Consider the following 19,036-nt stretch of genomic DNA (forward strand, 5'->3'; position numbering starts at 1 on the left):
AACCCATGGCTGTGATCACCCCTGTCGACAAGACCGCCGCCGAGGGCCGGAAGGAGCAGCCGCGCCGCTCCCGGCACCGGCCCCTGGTCCTCAACGCCGTCGCCGTGGTGGCGGGGATCGCCGTATGGGCCGTCGTGGCCGCCCTGGGCCTGGTCGAGAACCTGCCCGCGCCGACGGCGGTGGCGCAGAAGGCCGGGGACATGATCTCCGACGGCACCCTGGCGTCCGACACGCTCGCCAGCCTGCGCCGGGTCTTCATCGGCTATGCCCTGGGGGTCGCCGTGGCCGTGCCGGTCGGCTTTCTCATGGGCTGGTATCCCACGGTGCGCGCCCTGGTCGAGCCGTACATCCAGTTCTTCCGCACCATCCCGCCGCTCGCGCTGATTCCGCTGGCGGTCGTGCTGCTCGGCATCGGCGAGGTGCCGAAGATCGCCGTGATCTTCCTGGCCTCGTTCATGGCCTGCGTCCTGTCCTCCTTCCAGGGCGTCATCGACGTCGACAAGACCCTGATCAACGCGGCCCGGGTGCTCGGCGCGTCGGACCGCACCATCTTCGCCAAGGTGGTCGTCCCCGCCTCCACGCCGTTCATCCTCGTCGGCATGCGCATCGGCCTCGGGGCGTCCTGGACCACCGTGGTGGCCGCCGAACTCATCGGCGCGCAGGAGGGGTTGGGCTACCGGATGCAGAAGGCGTCCACCTGGTTCGAAATGGACACGATCTTCGTGTCCCTGATCACGATCGGCGTGCTCGGGCTCATCATGGACCGGCTCCTGCTGCTGGCCGAGCGACGCCTCACCGGCTGGCAGGAGCGACGATGAACAGCAAGATCAGTTTCCGTGACGTGGTGAAGACCTTCCCGCTGAAGGACGCGGCCTTCACCGCCCTGGACGGGGTGAGCCTGGACATCGCGGACCAGGAGTTCGTCACCGTCGTGGGCCCCTCCGGCTGCGGCAAGTCCACCCTGATGAGCATGGCCGCGGGGCTGCAGGAGCCCGACTCGGGCAGCGTCCTGGTCGACGGGACGCCGGTCTCCGGGCCGGGACCCGAGCGCGGGGTGATCTTCCAGCAGTACGCCCTTTTCCCCTGGCTGACCGTGCGGCAGAACGTGGAATTCGGGCTCAAGCTCGCCTCCGTGCCCGCCGCGGAGCGACGCCTGCGCAGCGATCAGGCCATCAGCCTGGTGGGCCTGAGCGACTTCGCCGACGCGCTGCCCAAGACGCTGTCCGGCGGGATGAAGCAGCGCTGTGCGATCGCCCGCGCGTACGCGGTCGACCCGCAAGTACTGCTGATGGACGAGCCGTTCGGCGCGCTCGACGCCCTGACCCGGGTACAGCTCCAGGACCAGCTCCTGGAGACCTGGAGCCAGGAGAAGCGCACCGTCCTCTTCATCACCCACGACGTGGACGAGGCCGTCTATCTCGCGAGCCGGGTCGTCGTCATGGCCGCGAGGCCCGGCCGCATCCACCGCGTCATCGACGTGGACCTGCCCTACCCGCGCACCGAGGAGATCCGGCTCTCCCCCGAGTTCCGGCGCATCCGCAACGAGGTGTGGACCTCCGTGTACCACCAGGAAGCCCCGCCCCGGGCCGCCTGACGTCACCTCAACTTCCCCTCCCCCAAGGGCATTCGCAGAACCTTCCCGTGCACCACCCCGAGAGGACATCCCGCATGCCCAGAAGCACGATCAGGCGCGCCGCCGTCGCCCTGCCCGCCGCGCTCATGCTCTCGCTCTCCGTCAGCGCCTGCTCCGACAGTGCTTCCGCGGACAACAGCACGGTCCGTTTCGGCTACATCGGTGACTACAACGGTGCCAGCCTCCTGGCGATCGCCGAAAAGCAGAAGCTGTGGAAGAAGGCGGGCCTGACCGCGGAGGTGAAGCCGTTCAACAACGGTCCGGTACAGATCCAGGCGCTCAGCGCGGGCGACCTCGACTACGGCTACATCGGCCCCGGCGCGATGTGGCTGCCCGCCTCCGGCAAGGCCAAGGTCGTCGCCGTCAACACCCTCACCTACGCCGACCGGGTCATCGGCCGGCCCGGCATGAAGTCCATGAAGGACCTCAAGGGCAAGCGGGTCGGCGTGCCCGAGGGGACGTCCGGCGACATGGTCCTCAACATCGCCCTGGAGAAGGCCGGGATGACCACGAAGGACATCGACAAGGTCAACATGGACCCGTCCACCATCGTCTCCGCCTTCTCCTCCGGGAAGATCGACGGTGCGGGCTTCTTCTACCCCGCCATCGACACCATCAAGAAGAAGGTGCCGGGCCTCGAGGAGATAGCCAGTACCAAGGACACCGGGGACTCCTTCCCGACGGCGTTCGTCGCCGGCAACAAGGTGCCCGAGGGGAAGAACAGCAAGGTCATCAAGGTGCTCCAGCAGGCCAACGACTGGCGCAAGGAGCACCCCGAGGAGACCATCGCGCTCACGGCCAAGATGCTGGAGGTCACCGAGGCCCAGGCAACGGCCGACGCCTCGCACGTCGAGACCCTCTCCACCAAGGACCTGGCCGCGAAGACCAAGAGCGGCGAGGTGGACAAGTGGCTGAAGTCGCTGGGCGACTTCTTCGTCCGCAACAAGCAACTGGACGAGAACCCGGACCCCGGCGAGTACTACACGGGCGATCTCTACACGAAGGCATACAGCAAGTAGCCATGAGCGCCACCACCGACGCCGCGGGGCACGGCACGCAGCCGGGCGTGAAGAGCTGCTGTGCCCCCTCCGGCCCGAAGCCGCAGGCCCGCGATCGCCCCGCCACGCCCGAAGGGGCCGTACGTTCCGCCGCGGCCGCGCACCGCCCGCCGCACGCCGAGTACGCCGACCTCGTCACCCTGCCCGGCGGGACCTTCCGTATGGGCAGCGAGGACGCGGACGCCAACCCCGGTGACGGCGAGGGGCCGGTGCGCGACGTAACGGTTGCGCCCTTCGCCATGGACGCCTATGCGGTCACCAACGCCCGCTTCGCGGCCTTCGTCGAGCGGAGCGGCTACGTCACCGAGGCGGAGGAGTTCGGCTGGAGCTACGTGTTCGCGAAGTTCCTGCCGGGCCCCCTGCGCAAGGCGTCATCGCGCCCAAGGGCAACCCCCTGGTGGTGCGGTGTCCAGGGCGCCGCCTGGAACAGACCGGAAGGGCCCGGCAGCACGCTGGACGGCCGCTGGGACCATCCCGTGGTCCACGTGACATGGCGGGACGCGCGAGCGTACTGCCGGTGGGCCGGTGGGCGGTTGCCCACCGAGGCGGAATGGGAGTACGCCGCGCGTGGGGGTCTCGACCAGGCCCGATACCCCTGGGGTGACGAACTCACGCCCGGCGGGGAGCACCGCTGCAACATCTGGCAGGGCACTTTCCCCTTCCGCAACACCGAAGCCGACGGCTTCGCCGGAACCGCACCCGTGCACGCCTTCCCGCCCAATGGATTCGGCCTGCACAACGTCGCGGGAAACGTCTGGGAGTGGTCCGCCGACCCCTGGCAGGACGGTGACCCCGACCGCCGCGCGATGCGAGGCGGCTCCTACCTCTGCCACGACTCGTACTGCAACCGCTATCGCGTCGCCGCCCGCACCGCGAACACCGTCGACAGCTCCGCAGGCAACCTCGGCTTCCGCATGGCCAGGGACGTCGGCATCGGCTGAACCGGCCTGGCGGCACGGTTCGTTGGATCCGATGAGCGCCCCGCCCCACCTTGTCGACCGCGACGAAGCGGCGGCCCGGCCCGCTGCCCTAGCTTCCCGGCATCACCGGTTCGCGGACCGCGCCGGTGCGAGGAACGGGCAACCGAAAGGGGCAGCAGATGGCAACAGGGCGCGCAGTACGGATCGGCACAGGGGGTGTGGTGGCGGCCGCGGTCCTGACCGCGGCCTCGTTCGCCTCGCCCGCGACGGCCGGCACCGACCCCGGACATCCGCAGACCCGGGCGGCCATGAACGCCGCGGTGAAGGACGGGGTGCCGGGAGTCGCCGGACAGGTCAAGGACGGCTACTCGGTGTGGATGGGCACGTCGGGCGTCGGAGACCGCAGGACGGGCGAGCCGCGCTCGGCGGTCGACCGCTATCGCATCGGCAGCATGACCAAGACCTTCGTCGCCACGGTGCTGCTCCAGCTGGAGTCAGAGGGCAGACTCGACCTCGACGACAAGGTCGACACATGGCTGCCCGGCGTGGTGCAGGGAAACGGCAACGACGGCCGCAGGATCACCGTGCGGCAGCTGCTCAACCACACCAGCGGCATCCCCAGCTACACCGCCGACCCGGAGTTCCTGGAAAACGGCTTCACCGAGAAGTTCCTGGAACACCGCTACGACACGTACACGCCTGAGCAGTTGATCGCCATCGCCATGCGCCACGAGCCGCTCTTCGAACCGGGCGCGGCCTGGAGCTACTCGAACACCAACTACACGCTCGCCGGCCTGATCATCGCGAAGGTCTCGGGCCGCTCGTACGAGGACGAGATCAAGCGGCGCATCGTCCAGCCGCTCGGCCTCTACGCCACCTCCGTGCCCCGCACCGCCTCGTCGCTGCCGGAGCCGGGCTCGCGTGCGTACTCCAAGCTCTCCCTCGCGCCGAAGCCGACGGACCCGGTCCATGACGTCACCGAGCTCAATCCGTCGGCCGCGGGCTCGGCGGGCGCGATGATCTCCGACTCCGGTGACCTGAACCGCTTCTACTCGGCCCTGCTCGGCGGCAAGCTGCTGCCCGCGGCGCAGCTCAAGGAGATGAAGACCACCGTCCCGGTGAGCGGGGCCGGGCTGATCACGGGATACGGCCTCGGCCTGATGAAGTTCGAGCCGTCGTGCGGCACTTCGCTCTGGGGCCACGGCGGAAACATCCAGGGCTCGGCGTCCCAGGCCGTGACCTCGTCGGACGGCAAGCACGCGTTCGCCTTCAACTTCAACGGCGACTGGGCGGGCAACAGCCAGGCGGTCATCGAGGCGGAGTACTGCCCGAAGTGAGCGAGGTCAGCGCGTCGGCACGTCCGGGCGGCGCAGCAGGCGCAGTTGCAGCATCAGAGCGAAACGTACGTCGGGGTCGGCGAGGTCGGTGCGGGCCACTTCGGTGGCGCGGCGCAGACGGTAGCGGAAGGTGTTCTGGTGAACGTACATCGCTTCGGAGGCGGCCGGGACGTCTCCGAAGGCGTTGAGCCAGGCGCTGAGCGTGTCGACCAGCTGGGAGTCATGCCGCTTGTCGTAGGCGAGCAGCCGGGCCAGCGGCCCGGTGGGCGGGTCGCCCCGCTCGGCCGCGAGGTCGGCGAGGTCGAGCAGGAGCGCTTCGACATGGACGTCCGAGATCCGGGCGAGCTGCCGGGGGCTGCCGTTGGAGCGCAGGACGCGCAGCGCCCGGTCGGCTCCTTCGCGGGAGCGGGCGAGCGCGCCGCCGTCCCGGGCCGTGGGGCCGACGCCGATCAGCGGGGTCAGCCGGTCTCCGATGCGTGTGAGGAAGTCGGTGCCGATGCGGGCCGCTCTCTCCTCCGCGTCCTCCTGGTGGTGCGGCACCGGGAGGATGCCGTAGGCGACGTCGCCGATGAGGGCCGTGGCGGCGCGGGCGTGGATGGCGGAGAGGTGCATGGCGAAGGCGTCGGCCAGGCGCTGGCGTTCGGCCGTGTGCTGGGCGTGCAGATCGGTGGAGTCGGTCAGCTCGGGAGGGTCCGACACGGCGAGGGCCAGGACGACACCCGCGTAGTCGGTCAGGCCCAGGCGCCCCAGGGCCTCGGCCGCGCCCGCTCCGCCTTCCAGCGCGGTGGAGACCAGATCGGCCCGGAGCCGGCGCTCGACGTCGGCGCCGGCCCGCAGGCGCAGCATGTGCAGGGCCACCAGCTTGGCCGCGTCGTGCAGCGCCCGGCCGCGCTGCGCGGTGAGCGGGGTGCGGACGACGGCCCAGATGGAGCCGAGGACCTCGTCCCCGGCGCGCACGGCGATCGCGGCCCGGGGGAAGTGGAATCCGTCGGGCCCCGGCGGAGTGACGTGGACCGGCTGGTCGCTGCGGTACAGGGAGCGGAAGATGCCCCGGTCTTCGAGCAGGCGGGTGAAGCGTTCGGGCACCTGTCTGCCCAGGACGGTCTCCACCCGGGAGGGGTCGGCCTCGTCCTGGCGGCCCGAGAAGGCAAGGACGCGGGAGCTGCGGTCCTCGATGGTGACGGGGGCGTCGAGCAGCGCGGCCACCGCGTTGGCCACCGCGAACAGATCGCCGGAAGGGGTACCGCCCAGCGTCTGCGGCCCCGCCTCGCCGATGTCGCCGTCCGCGAGGAGCGAGCGAAGGAGCGCGGCGAGCTGGGCCCAGGAGGCGCCGCGGGTCAGCGCGAGCAGCGCCACCCCGGACTTTTCTGCGGCCGCGGTGAGTGCCGCGTCGGTCTGCACCGGGGCGCGGACCACCAGCGCCGCGGCGCCGGCGTCGCCTAGGGCGGTGAGCAGCCGCGCGGTCTCGTCCGCCCCCTGGACGCCGATGCCGAGTACCAGCGCCTGGCGGGGCAGCACCGGGTCGTCCAGCGGATCGTGGATGACCACCCCGCCGATCTCGCCTGCCGTGTCCGGGTCGCCGCACACGAGGTCGAGCAGGGTGGTGCCCAGGTCCTCCAGGACTCGTCTGAGACTGGCCCGCGGCTGTGTGTTCACGGTGCCTCGTACCCCCGTCCCCCCAGCAGTGCTTGCGGCCGCTCTTCGTCGGTGCCGACAGGATTGTGGGGTGATCTCGTCGGCTGCCACAAGGGTCGTGTTCCGAAAGGCCCGGTCACAGGGGTTCCGTCACATCGGGATCCACTCGGTGTCGACCGTGACCTCCGCCAGGGCGTCCGGCAGCGGCACGACGCCGAGACCGGGGCCGTCGGGGACCGGGAGGTGGCCGTCGGCGAGGACGAACGGCTCGGTGATGTCGGTGCGGTAGTAGCGGTCGGAGGCGGAGGTGTCGCCGGGCAGCGTGAAGCCCGGCAGCGCGGCCAGGGCGACGTTCGCGGCACGGCCGAGGCCTGTCTCCAGCATGCCGCCGCACCACACCGGCACCCCGTGGGCGGCACACACGTCGTGGATGCGGCGGGCCTCCAGATAGCCGCCGACCCGGCCGGGCTTGACGTTCACGATGCTGCACGCGCCCAGGGTGATCGCCGCCGCCGCGGCGCGGGCCGAGGTGATCGACTCGTCGAGGCACACCGGTGTGGCGAGGAGCTTCGCCAGCTGCGCGTGCCCCAGGAGGTCTTCCTCCTCCAGCGGCTGCTCGATCAGCAGCAGGTCGTACGGGTCGAGCCGGGCCAGGTGCCGGGCATCGGCGAGGGTGTAGGCGGTGTTGGCGTCGACCTGGAGCAGCAGATCGTCGCCGAAGTGCTCGCGTACCGCGCGGACCGGCTCGATGTCCCAGCCGGGCTCGATCTTGAGCTTGATGCGGCGGTATCCCTCGTCGAGGTATCCGGCGACCGCCTCGATGAGCTGCGGCACCGAGTCCATGATGCCGACGGACACCCCGCACGGCACACGGTCGTGGACGGCGCCCAGCTCGCGCGCCAACGGCACGCCGCGAGCGCGCAGTTCGGCGTCGAGCACGGCCATCTCCAGGGCGGCCTTCGCCATCCGGTGGCCGTTGAACGGTGCCAGGGCGGGGCCGACACCGGCCGCGTCGAGGTGCGGGTGCCGGCCGAGCGCGGGGACGAGGAAGCGGCGCAGCACGTCGGCGCAGCCGGACGCGTACTCCGAGGAGTACAGCGGGTCGACCATCGCCACGCACTCGCCCCAGCCCTCCGCGTCGGTGCTCACCGCGCGCAGGAGCAGCGCCGTGCGCTCGGTCATCGTGGCGAACGAGGTGCGGAAGGAGGCCACCAACGGCAGCCGGATCTCACGGATTTCGACTCCGGTGAGCTTCACTGTGTGTCCTTGTCTACGAGGAGGTACCAGCCGGCGCGGTCGAATCCCGTCACCTGCCATCCGTCGGCGAGCAGCCCGCCGAGGGCATCGCGCACGGCGGAGCGCCAGGCCGCCGCGGACCGCGGGTCGCTGCGGCGCAGCCCCTCGATGTCCTCGGGCACGGCGACCAGGGTCCGGTTGCCGGTGACGGGGTGCGCGAGCGGTCGGCCGTCGGCCGCGGCGGCCAGGGAGACGACGGCGCCGCTCGCGAGTTCGGCCGCCGCGTCGGTGGCCCGGTGGCGGCCGTGGCAGGCCTCGGCGACCTCGGGGGCGGTCAGCTGCCACTCCACCAGGAGGCGGTCGGTGTCGTCGGCGCCGTTGATGCCGTCGTTCATGCGGCCGTAGAAGTTGGGCAGGTACTGCGCGGGCCGGGCGGCCAGCTTGCCGATGTTGAAGTAGGCGTTGCGCCGCACCAGCGGATCGAAGGTCCACGACACCTGTGAGGCGCCCCGCTGCAACGCCCAGGCGCGCTGATGTGCTTTGAGGGCGAAGCCGACGCTGCGGCCGCGCATCCGGGCCGAGACTCCGGCGATATGGCTGTGCAGGGCGCCGTCGGGCGGCGGGCCGAAGAAGCCCATGCAGGCGCCGACCAGTTCAGCGCCCTCCTCCGCGCCGAAGGCCTCACCCTCCTCTCCGTCGCGTCCCTCGAATCCCTCGCATCCGTCGAAAGCGGCCGCGACATAGCTGCCCGCCTTGTCCATGGCACGCAGCAACTCAGGTGTGGCGAGGGCGTTTTCGCCGCCCGGCTTCCAGATGCCCTCGAAGAGCCGGCAGGCCGCTTCCAGGTCCGCCAGGGCGCTGATGGGCCGCACGTGGCAGCGTGCCGCGCGGGCCGCTGCCACGGCTGCGGTCAGCGCGTCCGCGGCGAGCCGGTGGCCGGCCCCGGGCTTGAGAGGGGTGGCAGCTGACATGTCCGTCATCGGGCGCTCCCGCCGGTCGCTGTCGCTTCACTGTCGCGCGCCGGGTGCGGACCGGCGGCGAGCAGTTCGCCGACGAGCGCCGCCAACAGCGCCGTGCGGCGTGGGAGTTCCGCGACGAGTACATGTTCGTCGGCGGCGTGGGCGCCGCCGCCCACCGCGCCGAGCCCGTCCAGGGTGGGGATGCCGAGTCCCGCGGTGAAGTTGCCGTCCGACGCTCCTCCCACGGCGGCGGCCGTGAGCGGGCCGATGCCGAGGTCGTCGGCCAGGCGGCGGGCGCGGCGGTAGAGGGCGTCCGACGCGGTGTGCGGCAGCGGCGGGCGGTTGGGGCCGCCGGTGACCTCCACCCGCGCGCCGTCGAGCACGGGCCGCAGTCGGTGCAGGGCGGTGTCCACGCGGGTCTGTTCCGCGGCGTCACGGACGCGTACGTCGACGGCGAACCGCCCGTGCGCCGGAACGGTGTTGGTGGTGGTTCCGGCGCTCAGCAGGGTCGGGGTGACGGTGGTGCCCGCGCCGGTGTCGGACAGTGCGGCGACCGCGAGTATCTGGTGGGCGGTCTCGATGCCGGCGTTCACCCCGCGGTGGGGCTCCAGGCCCGCATGGGCGGCGCGGCCCTCGACTCGTATCTCGTACAGGGAGACTCCCTTGCGTTCGGTCTTCAGCGCGCCGCCGTCGGCCGATGCCTCCAGGACGAGGGCTGCGGAGCAGTCGGCGGCCTCGGACTCGATCAGCTCCCGCGACGAGGGCGAGCCGAGTTCTTCGTCGCCGGTGACCAGGACGGTCACCCCGTCCACGGTGCCGAGGGCGGCGAGGGCGTGGAAGGCCATGACGAGTCCGGCCTTCATGTCGAAGCAACCGGGCCCGCGCAGCACGCCGTCGTGGACCGTGAACGGGTGGGCGGCCAGGGAGCCGAGGGGCCACACCGTGTCGTGGTGGCCGAGGAGCAGGACGCGCCGGGGGCCGCTGCCCAGGCGCCAGCGCAGATGCGTGCGGCCGTCCACGGTGATCACCTCCGGTGCCGCGCCCAGGTGGGGTGCGGCGACCGCGGCGACCTCTTCGGCGCTGCGCGCCACGGCACGGAGGTCGGACGAGGGTGACTCGGTGCGGACCAGGCGCCCGATGTCGTCGAGCATGGCGGGCAGGGCGTCCGCGAAGCGGGCGACGCGGACGGGGTCGTGCGGCAGCCGGGTGCCGTGTTGCCGGTTCACGTCAGGACACCTTCGGGGTCGCGCGGGCGCCGATGTGCAGATAGGGCTCACCGGTCGGGAGCGCGTAGAAGGTCACGGGGGTCCATGACCGGCTGCCGGGCAGCCGCATGACGAAGAGGTCGTCCGACACCGGCACGAGGGCGGCCTCCTGCACGGTCTCGGGGACCAGCTCGGCGAGCGGACCCGTCACCGTGTTGCGAAGGCGCGGTCCGTCGGCGCCTTCGAGGATGTCGATGGCGGCTCCTGCCCGCTCGTACCGCCCGAGGTGGCGGCCCGCGTCCACCGTGACCGGCTCGGCCGGCGGCTGGAGCGGCTGCGGCATGGAGACGTCGGCGAGCTCCTCGAAGATCTCCCTGAAGAGTTCCAGGTAGAGGTCGTGGGTGGCCCCTCCGTTGGTGAGGAGGGTGACGGCGAGGTCCTGCCCGGGCAGCAGGCGCAGGAACGCCGACTGGCCGATCGTGTTGCCGTCGTGCCCGACGACCAGGTGGCCGTCCCAGTCGAAGCGGATCCAGCCGAGGCCCCAGGAGTCTCCGAGGGAGTGCACGTCGGGCAGGTCGACCTGCTTCTCGGTCATCGCGGATGCCGCCTGCGGCGGCAGGATCCGGGTCTCGTCGGCGGTGCTGCCGCCGGCGAGGTGCATACGGGCGAAGGCCAGGACGTCGGCGGCCGTCGCGTTGATCAGTCCGGCCGGTCCCGCCGAGCGGGGCAGGCACCATACGGGGGCCGGCTGCGGGTCCTGGTCACCTTGGGCGTCATGTCCCATCGCGGTGCGGAAGCGCAGCGCCTCCTCGGGCAGCGTGACCGTGTGCGTGAGACCCAGGGGGGTGCACAGGCGCTCCTTGAGGGCACTGTCCCAGCTCATGCCGGTGAGCTTCTCGACGATCCGCCCGGCAAGCACGAAACCCGAGTTGCAGTACGAGAACGTCGCCCCCGGCGGATGGTTCTGTGCCGCCGTGCCCAACTGGCCGACGTAGGCCTCGACGCAGTCGTCGCCGCGGCCGGTGTCGGTGAAGATGTCGCCGTCGATGCCGCTGGTGTGCGTCAGGAGCTGCCGTACGGTCACCCGCTGCGCCGCGCCGGGGTCGGAGAGCCGCAGCTCCGGAAGGATGTCGGCGACGAGCGTTTCGAGGTCGAGCTTGCCCTCGTCGGCGAGCTGCATGATCAGGGTCGCGGTCCACACCTTGGTGATGGAGCCGATCTGGAAGAGCGAGTCCTCGGTGGTCCGCACGCCGGTGCCCTTGTGGAGCACACCGCCGGCCGCGAGGACGACGTCGTCGCCGCGCGAGATGCCGAGGACCGCGCCCGGTACCCGGTGCCGGGCCGTCAGCTCGGCGAGCCTCCGCTCCCAGTGCGCGGCGTCCAGCGGGACGCGGGCCGGGCGTCCGGGCGTACCGGCGTGGCGCTCCGACCAGTCGACGATGCGGCGGCTGAAGTCGGCCCGGTGCGAGGGCGGTCCGTCGAGCAGGAACAGGTGTGAGCCGCCCGGATAGAGCACGAGGCTGGTGGGCACGCCCTGCTCCCGCAGTGCGGTGAACCACTGCTCGGCCTGCCCGACCGGGCAGCACTCGTCGGCCGCGCCGTGCAGCACCAGCGTAGGCGTACGGACCTGCTCCACCCGCGTGTACGGGGAGAGTTCGGCGTAGCGCTCCCGGTTCTGCCACGGCGTGCCGCCCAGTTCGAGCGTCGCCAGGACGTGGGCCTCGTCGCTGGTGCCGCACATGCTGGTCAGATCGCTGACCACGCCACCGGCGACGGCTGCGGCGAAACGGTCGTCGCGGCTCGTCAGGTAGCAGGTCATGAAGCCGCCGTAGCTGTAGCCGGCCACGGCAAGCCGCCGCGGGTCGGCGATTCCCTCGGCGACCAGGGTGTCGAGGGGTTCGAGGAAGTCCGGCGCGTCGGCCTCGCCCCAGGCGCCGCGTGCCGCGGTGAAGAACGCCTCGCCGTAGCCGTCGCTGCCACGGGGGTTGAGCAGCAGCACGGACCAGCCGCGTGCCGCGAGGACCTGGTGGTACAGGTGGAAGGGGTCGGCCGCCCCGTTCCAGGCGTTGTGCGGGCCGCCGTGGATGTCGAGCAGCAGCGGCGCGGGCCCGTTCGCGGCCGGATCGCGCAGCAGCCATCCGTGCACCGTGGTGCCGTCGGAGACGGTGAACTCCCGCTCCTGCGGCGCCAACGGCTCCACGTCGTCCAGCGTGGCTCCGTGCCGGGTGAGGACCTGCTCGCGTCCGGTGGACAGCTCGACGGTCGCGATCTCGCCGTACGAGGAGGGCGTCGCCACGACGAACGCGACGGTGTCGCCGACGGTGGACAGGCCGGAGACGACGCGGCCCGCGCCGCCGACGAGCACGCGGGGTTCGCCGCCGTCGGCGTTCATCGCGTACAGGTGCGTGCAGCCGCGTTCGCGCAGGCAGAACAGCACCGTCCGGCCGTCGTCGGCCGGGCGGGGCAGTGCGCCCGGATAGCCGGGGCCGCCGGGCATCACGTTGCGGTCGAGTCCCGCGGTGAGGTCGGCCGTCGCGCCCCCGTCCAGCGGCACGCGCAGCACGCTCGCATGGCCGAGCGCGGTGTCGGTGCGGCCCACCACGAGGAGTGCGGCACCGTCGGCGGTCCAGTTGACGGCGTGGGCGGCGCCCTCGGCGGTGCCGACGAGGCGCGGTTCGGCGCCGGGGTCCAGGCAGTCCACGACGTACGCCTCGGAGCGCAGCGTCAGGTCGGCGTCGGCGCCGCGTGCCGCGCGGAAGGCGAGGCTGCGCCCGTCCGGCGACCAGACCGGCTGCCCCGCGTGCCAGTCGCCCCGGGTCACCCGGCGCACGTCACGGCTGCGGGGATCCACGACGTGCAGGTGGCTGCGGGCCGTGCCGAACAGACCGTGGCCGTCGGTCTTGTAGCCGATCCGGTCCGTCACGACGGGGGCCCGGACCGCGCCGGGGGCCGCCGTGGAGGGGTCGTCGTCGACCGGGGCCGCGAAGGCTATCGCGGTGCCGTCGGGGCTCCAGACCGGCGCCCCCGCGCCCGCGGGAAGCTCCGTGACGGGCTCGGGTTCGCCGCCTTGCGCGGGCAGCAGCCACAGCTGCGCGGGGCCGTCGCCGCCGCGCAGGAACGCGATCCACCGGCCGTCGGGCGACCACGCGGGGGCGGTGTCCGCGGGGCCGCGGGTGAGTCGCCGTGCCGCGCCGCCGCCGGTCGGCACGGTCCACAACGCGCGGTCCTCGCGGTCGTGTTCGCGGTCCGCGGTGCGCAGCACGTAGGCGATGCGCGTGCCGTCCGGGGACAGCGCGGGCTGTTCCGGCAGCGCGATGGCGTAGAGGTCGTCGATGGCCGGGCGTCGCGTCACGGTGTGCTGTCTCCTCATGGGCGGGACAAGTGGGGGCGGGGTGGATGAGGGTGGTGCGGGAGTCACGAAGCGCCTTGCGTACGCGGCTGATGCGGCAGGGCGGGGTCGGTGGCGGAGGCGAAGTGGCAGGCGGCCCGGTGCGGCCGTGCGGCGGCGTCGGCGGCGGGATCCCGGGTGCTGCACACGTCCCGGCCCGCATGGACCCGGGGGCCCGCGGGACAGCGCGGGTGGTAGTGGCAGCCGGGCGGCGGGTGGTGCGGGTCGGCGGGCTCACCGGCCATGAGGACATCGGCGCCTGCGGCGGGCTCCGCGCCGAGTCCGGGCGGCGGATTGCGACGGGGCACGGCGGCAAGGAGGTCACGGGTGTAGGGGTGGCGTGGATCGGCGAGGACCTCCTCGGTGGGGCCGGCCTCGACGATCCTGCCCAGATACATCACGGCGATGTGGTCGCTGAGGTAACGGACCACGGCCAGGTCGTGCGAGATGAACAGCATGGTCAGGTTCATCTGCCGCTGCACGTCGCGGACCAGGTTGAGCACGGTGCCCTGGACGGAGACGTCGAGGGCCGAGGTGATCTCGTCGGCGATGACGACCCGCGGCTGTCCGGCAAGGGCCCGGGCGAGTGCCACGCGCTGGCGCTGGCCGCCGGAGAGCTGCCCGGGCAGCATCGGCATCCGGTCCGGGCCGAGGTTGACCTGTTCGAGCAGCCGGGCCACCTCGGCGCGGCGGGCGGCCCCGCCGCGGCCCCGTTCGCGCGGCAGTGCCTCGGCGACGGAATCCCCGATGCTCATCCGCGGATCGAGGGAGGAGTACGGGTCCTGGAAGACCATCTGCAGCGGACGGTGCCGGCCGCGCAGCCCGCGCACGTCGTTTCCGTCGAGCAGGATGCGGCCCGCGGCGAGCGGGGCCAGGCCGACGGCGGCGCGGGCCAGCGTCGACTTTCCCGAGCCGGACTCCCCCACCAGACCGACCACTTGGCCGGACGGCACGGTCAGGTGCGCGCCGTCCACAGCGGTCAGGGCATGGCGGCGGCTGCCGTAGCGCACGCTCACCCCGTCGAAGACGAGCTCGCTCATGCCGTACCTCCCCTCGTGCTCTCTTCGACCAGTTCAGTGCCTTCACGCACCGGATGCCAACAGGCCACCCGCTGGCCGATGCCGTGGGTGACCGGTTCGGGATCCTCGCGGCGGCAGTGGTCGTCGGCACGGGGACAGCGCGGGGCGAACGCGCACCCTTGCGGTATCCGGTCCGGCTCCGGCGGGCGGCCGGGGATCACGGCCAGGGGGCGGTCGCGGTCCGTTTCGAGGTCCGGTACGGCGGCGAGGAGGGCCCGCGTGTAGGGGTGGCGGGCGGCGGTGAACAGATCGGCGGCGGGCAGGTCTTCGACGATGCGGCCCGCGTACATGACGAGCACCCGGTCGCAGGTCCGGGCGACGACCGTGATGTCGTGGCTGATGAGCAGGACGGCGGTGCCACGCTCTTCCCGTACCTCGGCGAGCAGGCGCAGGACCTGCCGTTGCACGGTGACGTCGAGGGCGGTCGTCGGTTCGTCCGCGATGACCAGCCTCGGGTCGCCCATGAGGCCCATGCCGATCATCGCGCGCTGCCGCATGCCGCCGGAGAACTCGTGCGGGTACTGGCGCGCGCGCCGCTCCGGCGCGGGCACGTGCACGGCGCGCAGCCGGTCCACGGCCCGGGCGAACGCGGCACGCCGCGACAGGCCCTGGTGGTGTTCGGCCACCTCGGCGAGCTGCCTGCCCATGCCGGTGACGGGGTTGAAGGAGGACATCGGGTCCTGGAAGACCATCGCGAGGGAAGTGCCGAGCAGGCGGCGCAGCTCCCGCTCGTCGGTGTCGAGCAGCGGTGTGCCCGTGAAGTCGAGGCGGTGGGCGCTGACGTGGGCCGGTGGTTCGATGAGCCGGGAGACGGCCATCGCGGTCAGGCTCTTGCCCGACCCGGACTCGCCCACCACCCCGACGGCCTCGCCCGCCCCGACGGAGAAGCTGACACCGCGCACCGGGGTGGTCCACCCGGCGGGCCCGGGGAAGGCCACCCGCAAGTTCTCCACCGCGAGGACGGGCCGGCCCTCCGCATCCGGCCGGTCCGTGGCGTCCGGGGCGGACGGCGGGAGCGGCGGGAGCGCACGGGGGCCGGCGGTTTTGTGCGACAGGGTGCGGACGCCGAGGGCGGCGGCAGCGGCCTCGCCGAAGAGGTTGAACGCCAGGCCCGTGACGACGACGGCCACACAGGGCGCGAGGGCGGGCGCGGGGGTGAGGTTGATCCGGCCGAGGCCTTCGCCCAGGAGCCGTCCCCAGTCGTAGTCCGGTGCCTGGATGCCCAGGCCGAGGAAGGAGAGCCCGGCGAAGGCGAGGAGCGACGACCCCGCCCCGATGGTGGCGTTGACGGCCAGCGGCTCGGCGATGTTGGGCAGGATGTGGCGGGTCAGGAGCCGGATGCGCCCCACGCCGACGGTCCGGGCGGCGGCCACGAAGTCCTGGCCCGCCACCGACGCGCTCAGCGTCTGGGTGAGCCGGGCGAAGGCCGGGGCCATCGCCAGGCCGATCGCGAGGACCGCGCCGGTCGCGCCCACGCCGAAGATGACCGCGAAGAACAGGGCGAGCAGCAGGCCGGGGAACGCGACGGCGATGTTCACCACGGAGGTGACGAACCGCCCGGCCCTGCGCGGAAGGACCGAGGGCACCGCGCCCAGGATCAGCCCCAGGACCACGCCGAGGACGGTCGCGGTCACCGCGAGCAGCAGCGAGAGGCGGGTGGCCACCAGGACGCGGTAGAAGATGTCGCGGCCCAGGTTGTCGGTGCCCAACAGGTGGGCTCCGGAGGGCCCTTGCTGGATCGCGTCCGTGTCCACCACGGACGCCTCGTCGCCCCACAGGATCGGGGCGAGTACGGCCAGGACGAGCACGGCGAGCAGCAGCAGTCCGGCGCAGGCGCCCACCGGGGTGCGGGCGGCGGCCGACCATCGGGAACGAGGCGCGGACATCATGCCTCCCCGATCGCGGAGCGCGGGTCGAGCAGGGCGAGCACCACGTCGACCAGCAGGTTCACCACGAGCACCCCGGCCCCGTAGACGAGCACGACGCCCTGCACCACCGGATAGTCCTTCTGCAGGATGGACTGCACGATGGTCGAGCCGAGGCCGGGCCAGGCGAACACGTTCTCCACGAGCACCGTGCCCGCGACGAGCGCCGAGAGCAGCAGCCCGCCCAGAGTGAGCGTGGCGGTCAGGGCGTTGGGCAGCGCGTGGCGCGCGTACACGCGGCGCGGGGGAAGGCGTTTGGCGCGCGCGGTGCGCACATAGTCGCGGTTGAGGACCGAGAGCATCTCCACCCGGCCGATCCGGGCGAGCACCATGGCGGGGCCGATGGACAGGGCGAGGACCGGCAGGACGTACGAACTCGGGCCCTGGCGGCCCGCGACGGGGAACCAGTCGAGGCGCACCGCGAACACGTAGGCGAGGACGACGGCGAGCAGGAACTCCGGTATGGCGGCGAGGAACACGCTGACCGAGGTGAAGGCGAGCTCCGTGCCCCGGCGGCGCCCGCCCCGGGTCAGGGCGGCCATCGCCGTGCCCAGCGGGACGGCGACCAGCAGGGCCAGGACGAAGGCCAGTCCGGCCAGTTGCACGGTCGCGGGCAGCCGGTCGCCGATGGTCTGCGACACGGGCAGGGCGGTGATGGTGGAGCTGCCCGCGTCACCGGTGAGGAGGCCGCCAAGGAAGTGCAGGTACTGCTGCCACAGCGGGTCGTCGAGACCGAGTTCCGCGCGCCGCGCCGCGACCATGTCCGGCGACGCGGTCATGCCCAGTGCGGCGCGCACCGGATCACCGGGGATGAGATGAATCATCAGGAACGCCGCGGTGACAAGCACCCACAGCGACACCACGAGCCGGGCCGCGCGCCGCAGGCCGAACCGCAGCCACCGGTTGCCGCGCCGGTCGGGGGCCGACACCGTCGCCGTCTTCGCGACGGCCGTCGCAGTCGTCATCGGGCCCGCACCCTAGTTGGCGTACATGCGGATCGAGGACGGGACGATCGCGCCCTGGCTGACCTTGAAGCGGGCCCCCTTGCCGAAGACCGAGGTGAGGGAGTTGTAGTACGGCACCGCGTCGAGGTTCTTGATCAGCGCCTTCTCGGCGTCCTGCCACTGCGGGCAGCCCGCGGCGCCGACCTTGGCGGAGGCCTTCTGCACGAGGGCCGTGTAGTCGGGGTTGTCGACGCCGGAGAAGTTCAGGCCCTTGGGCGGTGTCGGCCCGGACATGAACGGGACGAGCTGGGTGGGCGCCGCGAGCGCGATCGGGCCCATGGAGACGTCCCAGTTGCCGGAGCCGAAAAGCGTGCTGTTCAGGGCGGGGCTGTCCACCGGCTTCAGCTCGGCCTCGGCCCCCAGGCTCTTCCATTCCTTCTGGATCAGCTCCGCGCCCGCGGCCATGCTGGGCCCGTTCTGGGTGCCGTACATCAGGCTCAGGGTGAGCTTCTTGCCGTTCTTGGTACGGATTCCGCCGGCGCCCGGCTTCCAACCGGCCTTGCTCAGCGCCGACTTGGCCGCCGCGAGGTCATGCTCCGGGAGGTTGCCGGTGACCGAGTCGCCGGTGCAGGCGCGTGGTTCGTCGGTGACCAGGCCCTGCGACGGCTTTCCGGTGCCGTTGGTGATGACCTTGCCCACGTCGGGCAGGTTCAGCGCCTGGACCAGCGCCCGGCGCACCTCCTCGTCCGCGCCGGGGCGGGAGCCGCCCTGGTTGAAGTAGAGACCGCCCAGCGGTGCCTGCACGTCGGCGTGGAACAGCTTCTGCGCGGCGAGGCGCTTTTGTTCGGCGCCGGATATCGCCGAGGCGTTCAGCTCACCGGAGAGCAGCAGGTTCGCGGCGGTGGTCTCGTTGGGGATCACCCGGATCGTCACCTTGTCCGGGAGCCCCTTGGTCTCGCCCTTGGAGCCGCCCGGGCCCCAGGTGTGGTCCTTGCGCCGGGTGAGCGTGTAGTGGTCGCCGGTGACGGCCTCGGTCATGGTGAACATGCCGGTGCCGCTGCCCTTGCCGCCCTTGGCGAGGGCCGAACGGTCCTTGAGGCCTTCGCCGCAGGCGATCGGCACGGACCCGGCGTTGCGCAGCAGGAACGCGTCGGGGGCGCCGCTGGTGAGGGTGACGGTGCGCCGCGCGTCGTCGGCCTTCGCCGTGGTGCCCGGCTGGATCAGCACGCCGGCCAGGGGTGACTTGTTCCCGGGGTCGCCGATGTAGTCGATGTTCGCGGCCACGTCGCTCGCGGTCAGCGCCGAGCCGTCGGAGCACTTGATGCCGGGGCGCAGCGTGAACGTCGCCGTCTTGGTCGTCGCCTTCCACTTCCGGGCCAGGCCGGCTTCGGGCTCGCCCTTGCCGTCGAGGTGGATCAGCGGGTCGTACAGGTAGCGGTTGATGCCGATGGCGATCGACATCACCGTCTTCGCCGGGTCGAGATTGCCCGGGTCGGAGGCGTAGGCCATGGTGAACGTCTTGCCGTCCGCCAGCTCGCCTTCCCCCGCGGCCGTTCCCGGGCCCGATCCGCCGCCGCAGCCGGCGGTCAGGACCACGGTGGCCGCCACCAGCGGCAGGGCGCGCCGGGCGTGTGCCGTGGCGCCTTTCGTACCGACATCCCATGTGGACATGCGGACCCCCACCTCCGAGGCTGCGAACCGGTGATGTCCGGAAAGG

Annotated in this window: 14 protein-coding genes; 5 read left to right on the forward strand and 9 right to left on the reverse strand. The window is 72.2% G+C overall.

Annotated features, from left to right (window positions below):
- Nucleotides 1-5 precede the first annotated feature (5 nt).
- From ABZ906_RS10395 to ABZ906_RS10415, 5 genes are all read left to right on the forward strand, one after another.
- The gene (locus tag ABZ906_RS10395) at nt 6-818 is read left to right on the forward strand and encodes an ABC transporter permease (protein ID WP_361380016.1); all 813 of its coding nucleotides are present in this window, start codon (nt 6-8) and stop codon (nt 816-818) included.
- Nucleotides 815-1,594 carry an ABC transporter ATP-binding protein gene (locus tag ABZ906_RS10400; RefSeq protein ID WP_361380019.1) on the forward strand — a complete coding sequence of 260 codons (780 nt, stop codon included), beginning with the start codon at nt 815-817 and terminating at the stop codon, nt 1,592-1,594. Before ABZ906_RS10395 ends, ABZ906_RS10400 begins: the two co-directional genes overlap by 4 nt.
- 74 nt (nt 1,595-1,668) lie before the next feature.
- The gene (locus ABZ906_RS10405) at nt 1,669-2,652 is read left to right on the forward strand and encodes an aliphatic sulfonate ABC transporter substrate-binding protein (protein ID WP_361380021.1); all 984 of its coding nucleotides are present in this window, start codon (nt 1,669-1,671) and stop codon (nt 2,650-2,652) included.
- Between the two features lie 2 nt (nt 2,653-2,654).
- Nucleotides 2,655-3,632: a formylglycine-generating enzyme family protein gene (locus ABZ906_RS10410; protein WP_361380024.1), complete on the forward strand. Its 978-nt coding sequence runs from the start codon at nt 2,655-2,657 to the stop codon at nt 3,630-3,632.
- 158 nt (nt 3,633-3,790) lie between these two features.
- Nucleotides 3,791-4,948: a serine hydrolase domain-containing protein gene (locus tag ABZ906_RS10415; RefSeq protein WP_361380027.1), complete on the forward strand. Its 1,158-nt coding sequence runs from the start codon at nt 3,791-3,793 to the stop codon at nt 4,946-4,948.
- Between the two features lie 6 nt (nt 4,949-4,954).
- Here the strand turns inward: ABZ906_RS10415 and ABZ906_RS10420 are convergent, their stop codons facing one another.
- The 9 genes from ABZ906_RS10420 to ABZ906_RS10460 all read right to left on the reverse strand — a co-directional run bounded on the left by ABZ906_RS10420 (nt 4,955) and on the right by ABZ906_RS10460 (nt 18,990).
- Nucleotides 4,955-6,604 carry a helix-turn-helix domain-containing protein gene (locus ABZ906_RS10420; protein ID WP_361380030.1) on the reverse strand — a complete coding sequence of 550 codons (1,650 nt, stop codon included), beginning with the start codon at nt 6,602-6,604 and terminating at the stop codon, nt 4,955-4,957.
- A 129-nt stretch (nt 6,605-6,733) separates the two neighbouring features.
- A complete protein-coding gene (menC, locus tag ABZ906_RS10425) occupies nt 6,734-7,840 on the reverse strand; it encodes an o-succinylbenzoate synthase (protein WP_361380033.1) in 1,107 nt (368 codons plus the stop codon).
- On the reverse strand, nt 7,837-8,799 hold the full coding sequence (locus ABZ906_RS10430) for a GNAT family N-acetyltransferase (RefSeq protein WP_361380036.1): 963 nt from the start codon (nt 8,797-8,799) through the stop codon (nt 7,837-7,839). The genes menC and ABZ906_RS10430 overlap by 4 nt, the downstream gene beginning before the upstream one ends.
- Nucleotides 8,796-9,929, reverse strand: a complete 1,134-nt coding sequence (locus tag ABZ906_RS10435) for a M20/M25/M40 family metallo-hydrolase (protein WP_361381390.1) — start codon at nt 9,927-9,929, stop codon at nt 8,796-8,798. The genes ABZ906_RS10430 and ABZ906_RS10435 overlap by 4 nt, the downstream gene beginning before the upstream one ends.
- Before the next feature lie 76 nt (nt 9,930-10,005).
- Nucleotides 10,006-13,335 carry a serine hydrolase gene (locus ABZ906_RS10440; protein ID WP_361380038.1) on the reverse strand — a complete coding sequence of 1,110 codons (3,330 nt, stop codon included), beginning with the start codon at nt 13,333-13,335 and terminating at the stop codon, nt 10,006-10,008.
- A 62-nt stretch (nt 13,336-13,397) separates the two neighbouring features.
- A complete protein-coding gene (locus tag ABZ906_RS10445; protein ID WP_361380041.1) occupies nt 13,398-14,411 on the reverse strand; it encodes an oligopeptide/dipeptide ABC transporter ATP-binding protein in 1,014 nt (337 codons plus the stop codon).
- Nucleotides 14,408-16,336, reverse strand: coding sequence for a dipeptide/oligopeptide/nickel ABC transporter permease/ATP-binding protein (locus tag ABZ906_RS10450; protein ID WP_361380044.1), 1,929 nt, complete (start codon nt 16,334-16,336; stop codon nt 14,408-14,410). Before ABZ906_RS10450 ends, ABZ906_RS10445 begins: the two co-directional genes overlap by 4 nt.
- On the reverse strand, nt 16,336-17,340 hold the full coding sequence (locus ABZ906_RS10455; protein ID WP_361380047.1) for an ABC transporter permease: 1,005 nt from the start codon (nt 17,338-17,340) through the stop codon (nt 16,336-16,338). The genes ABZ906_RS10450 and ABZ906_RS10455 overlap by 1 nt, the downstream gene beginning before the upstream one ends.
- Before the next feature lie 12 nt (nt 17,341-17,352).
- Nucleotides 17,353-18,990: an ABC transporter substrate-binding protein gene (locus ABZ906_RS10460; RefSeq protein ID WP_361380050.1), complete on the reverse strand. Its 1,638-nt coding sequence runs from the start codon at nt 18,988-18,990 to the stop codon at nt 17,353-17,355.
- Nucleotides 18,991-19,036 lie beyond the last annotated feature (46 nt).

The sequence above is a fragment of the Streptomyces sp. NPDC046925 genome, assembly GCF_040644915.1.
Classification (GTDB): domain Bacteria; phylum Actinomycetota; class Actinomycetes; order Streptomycetales; family Streptomycetaceae; genus Streptomyces.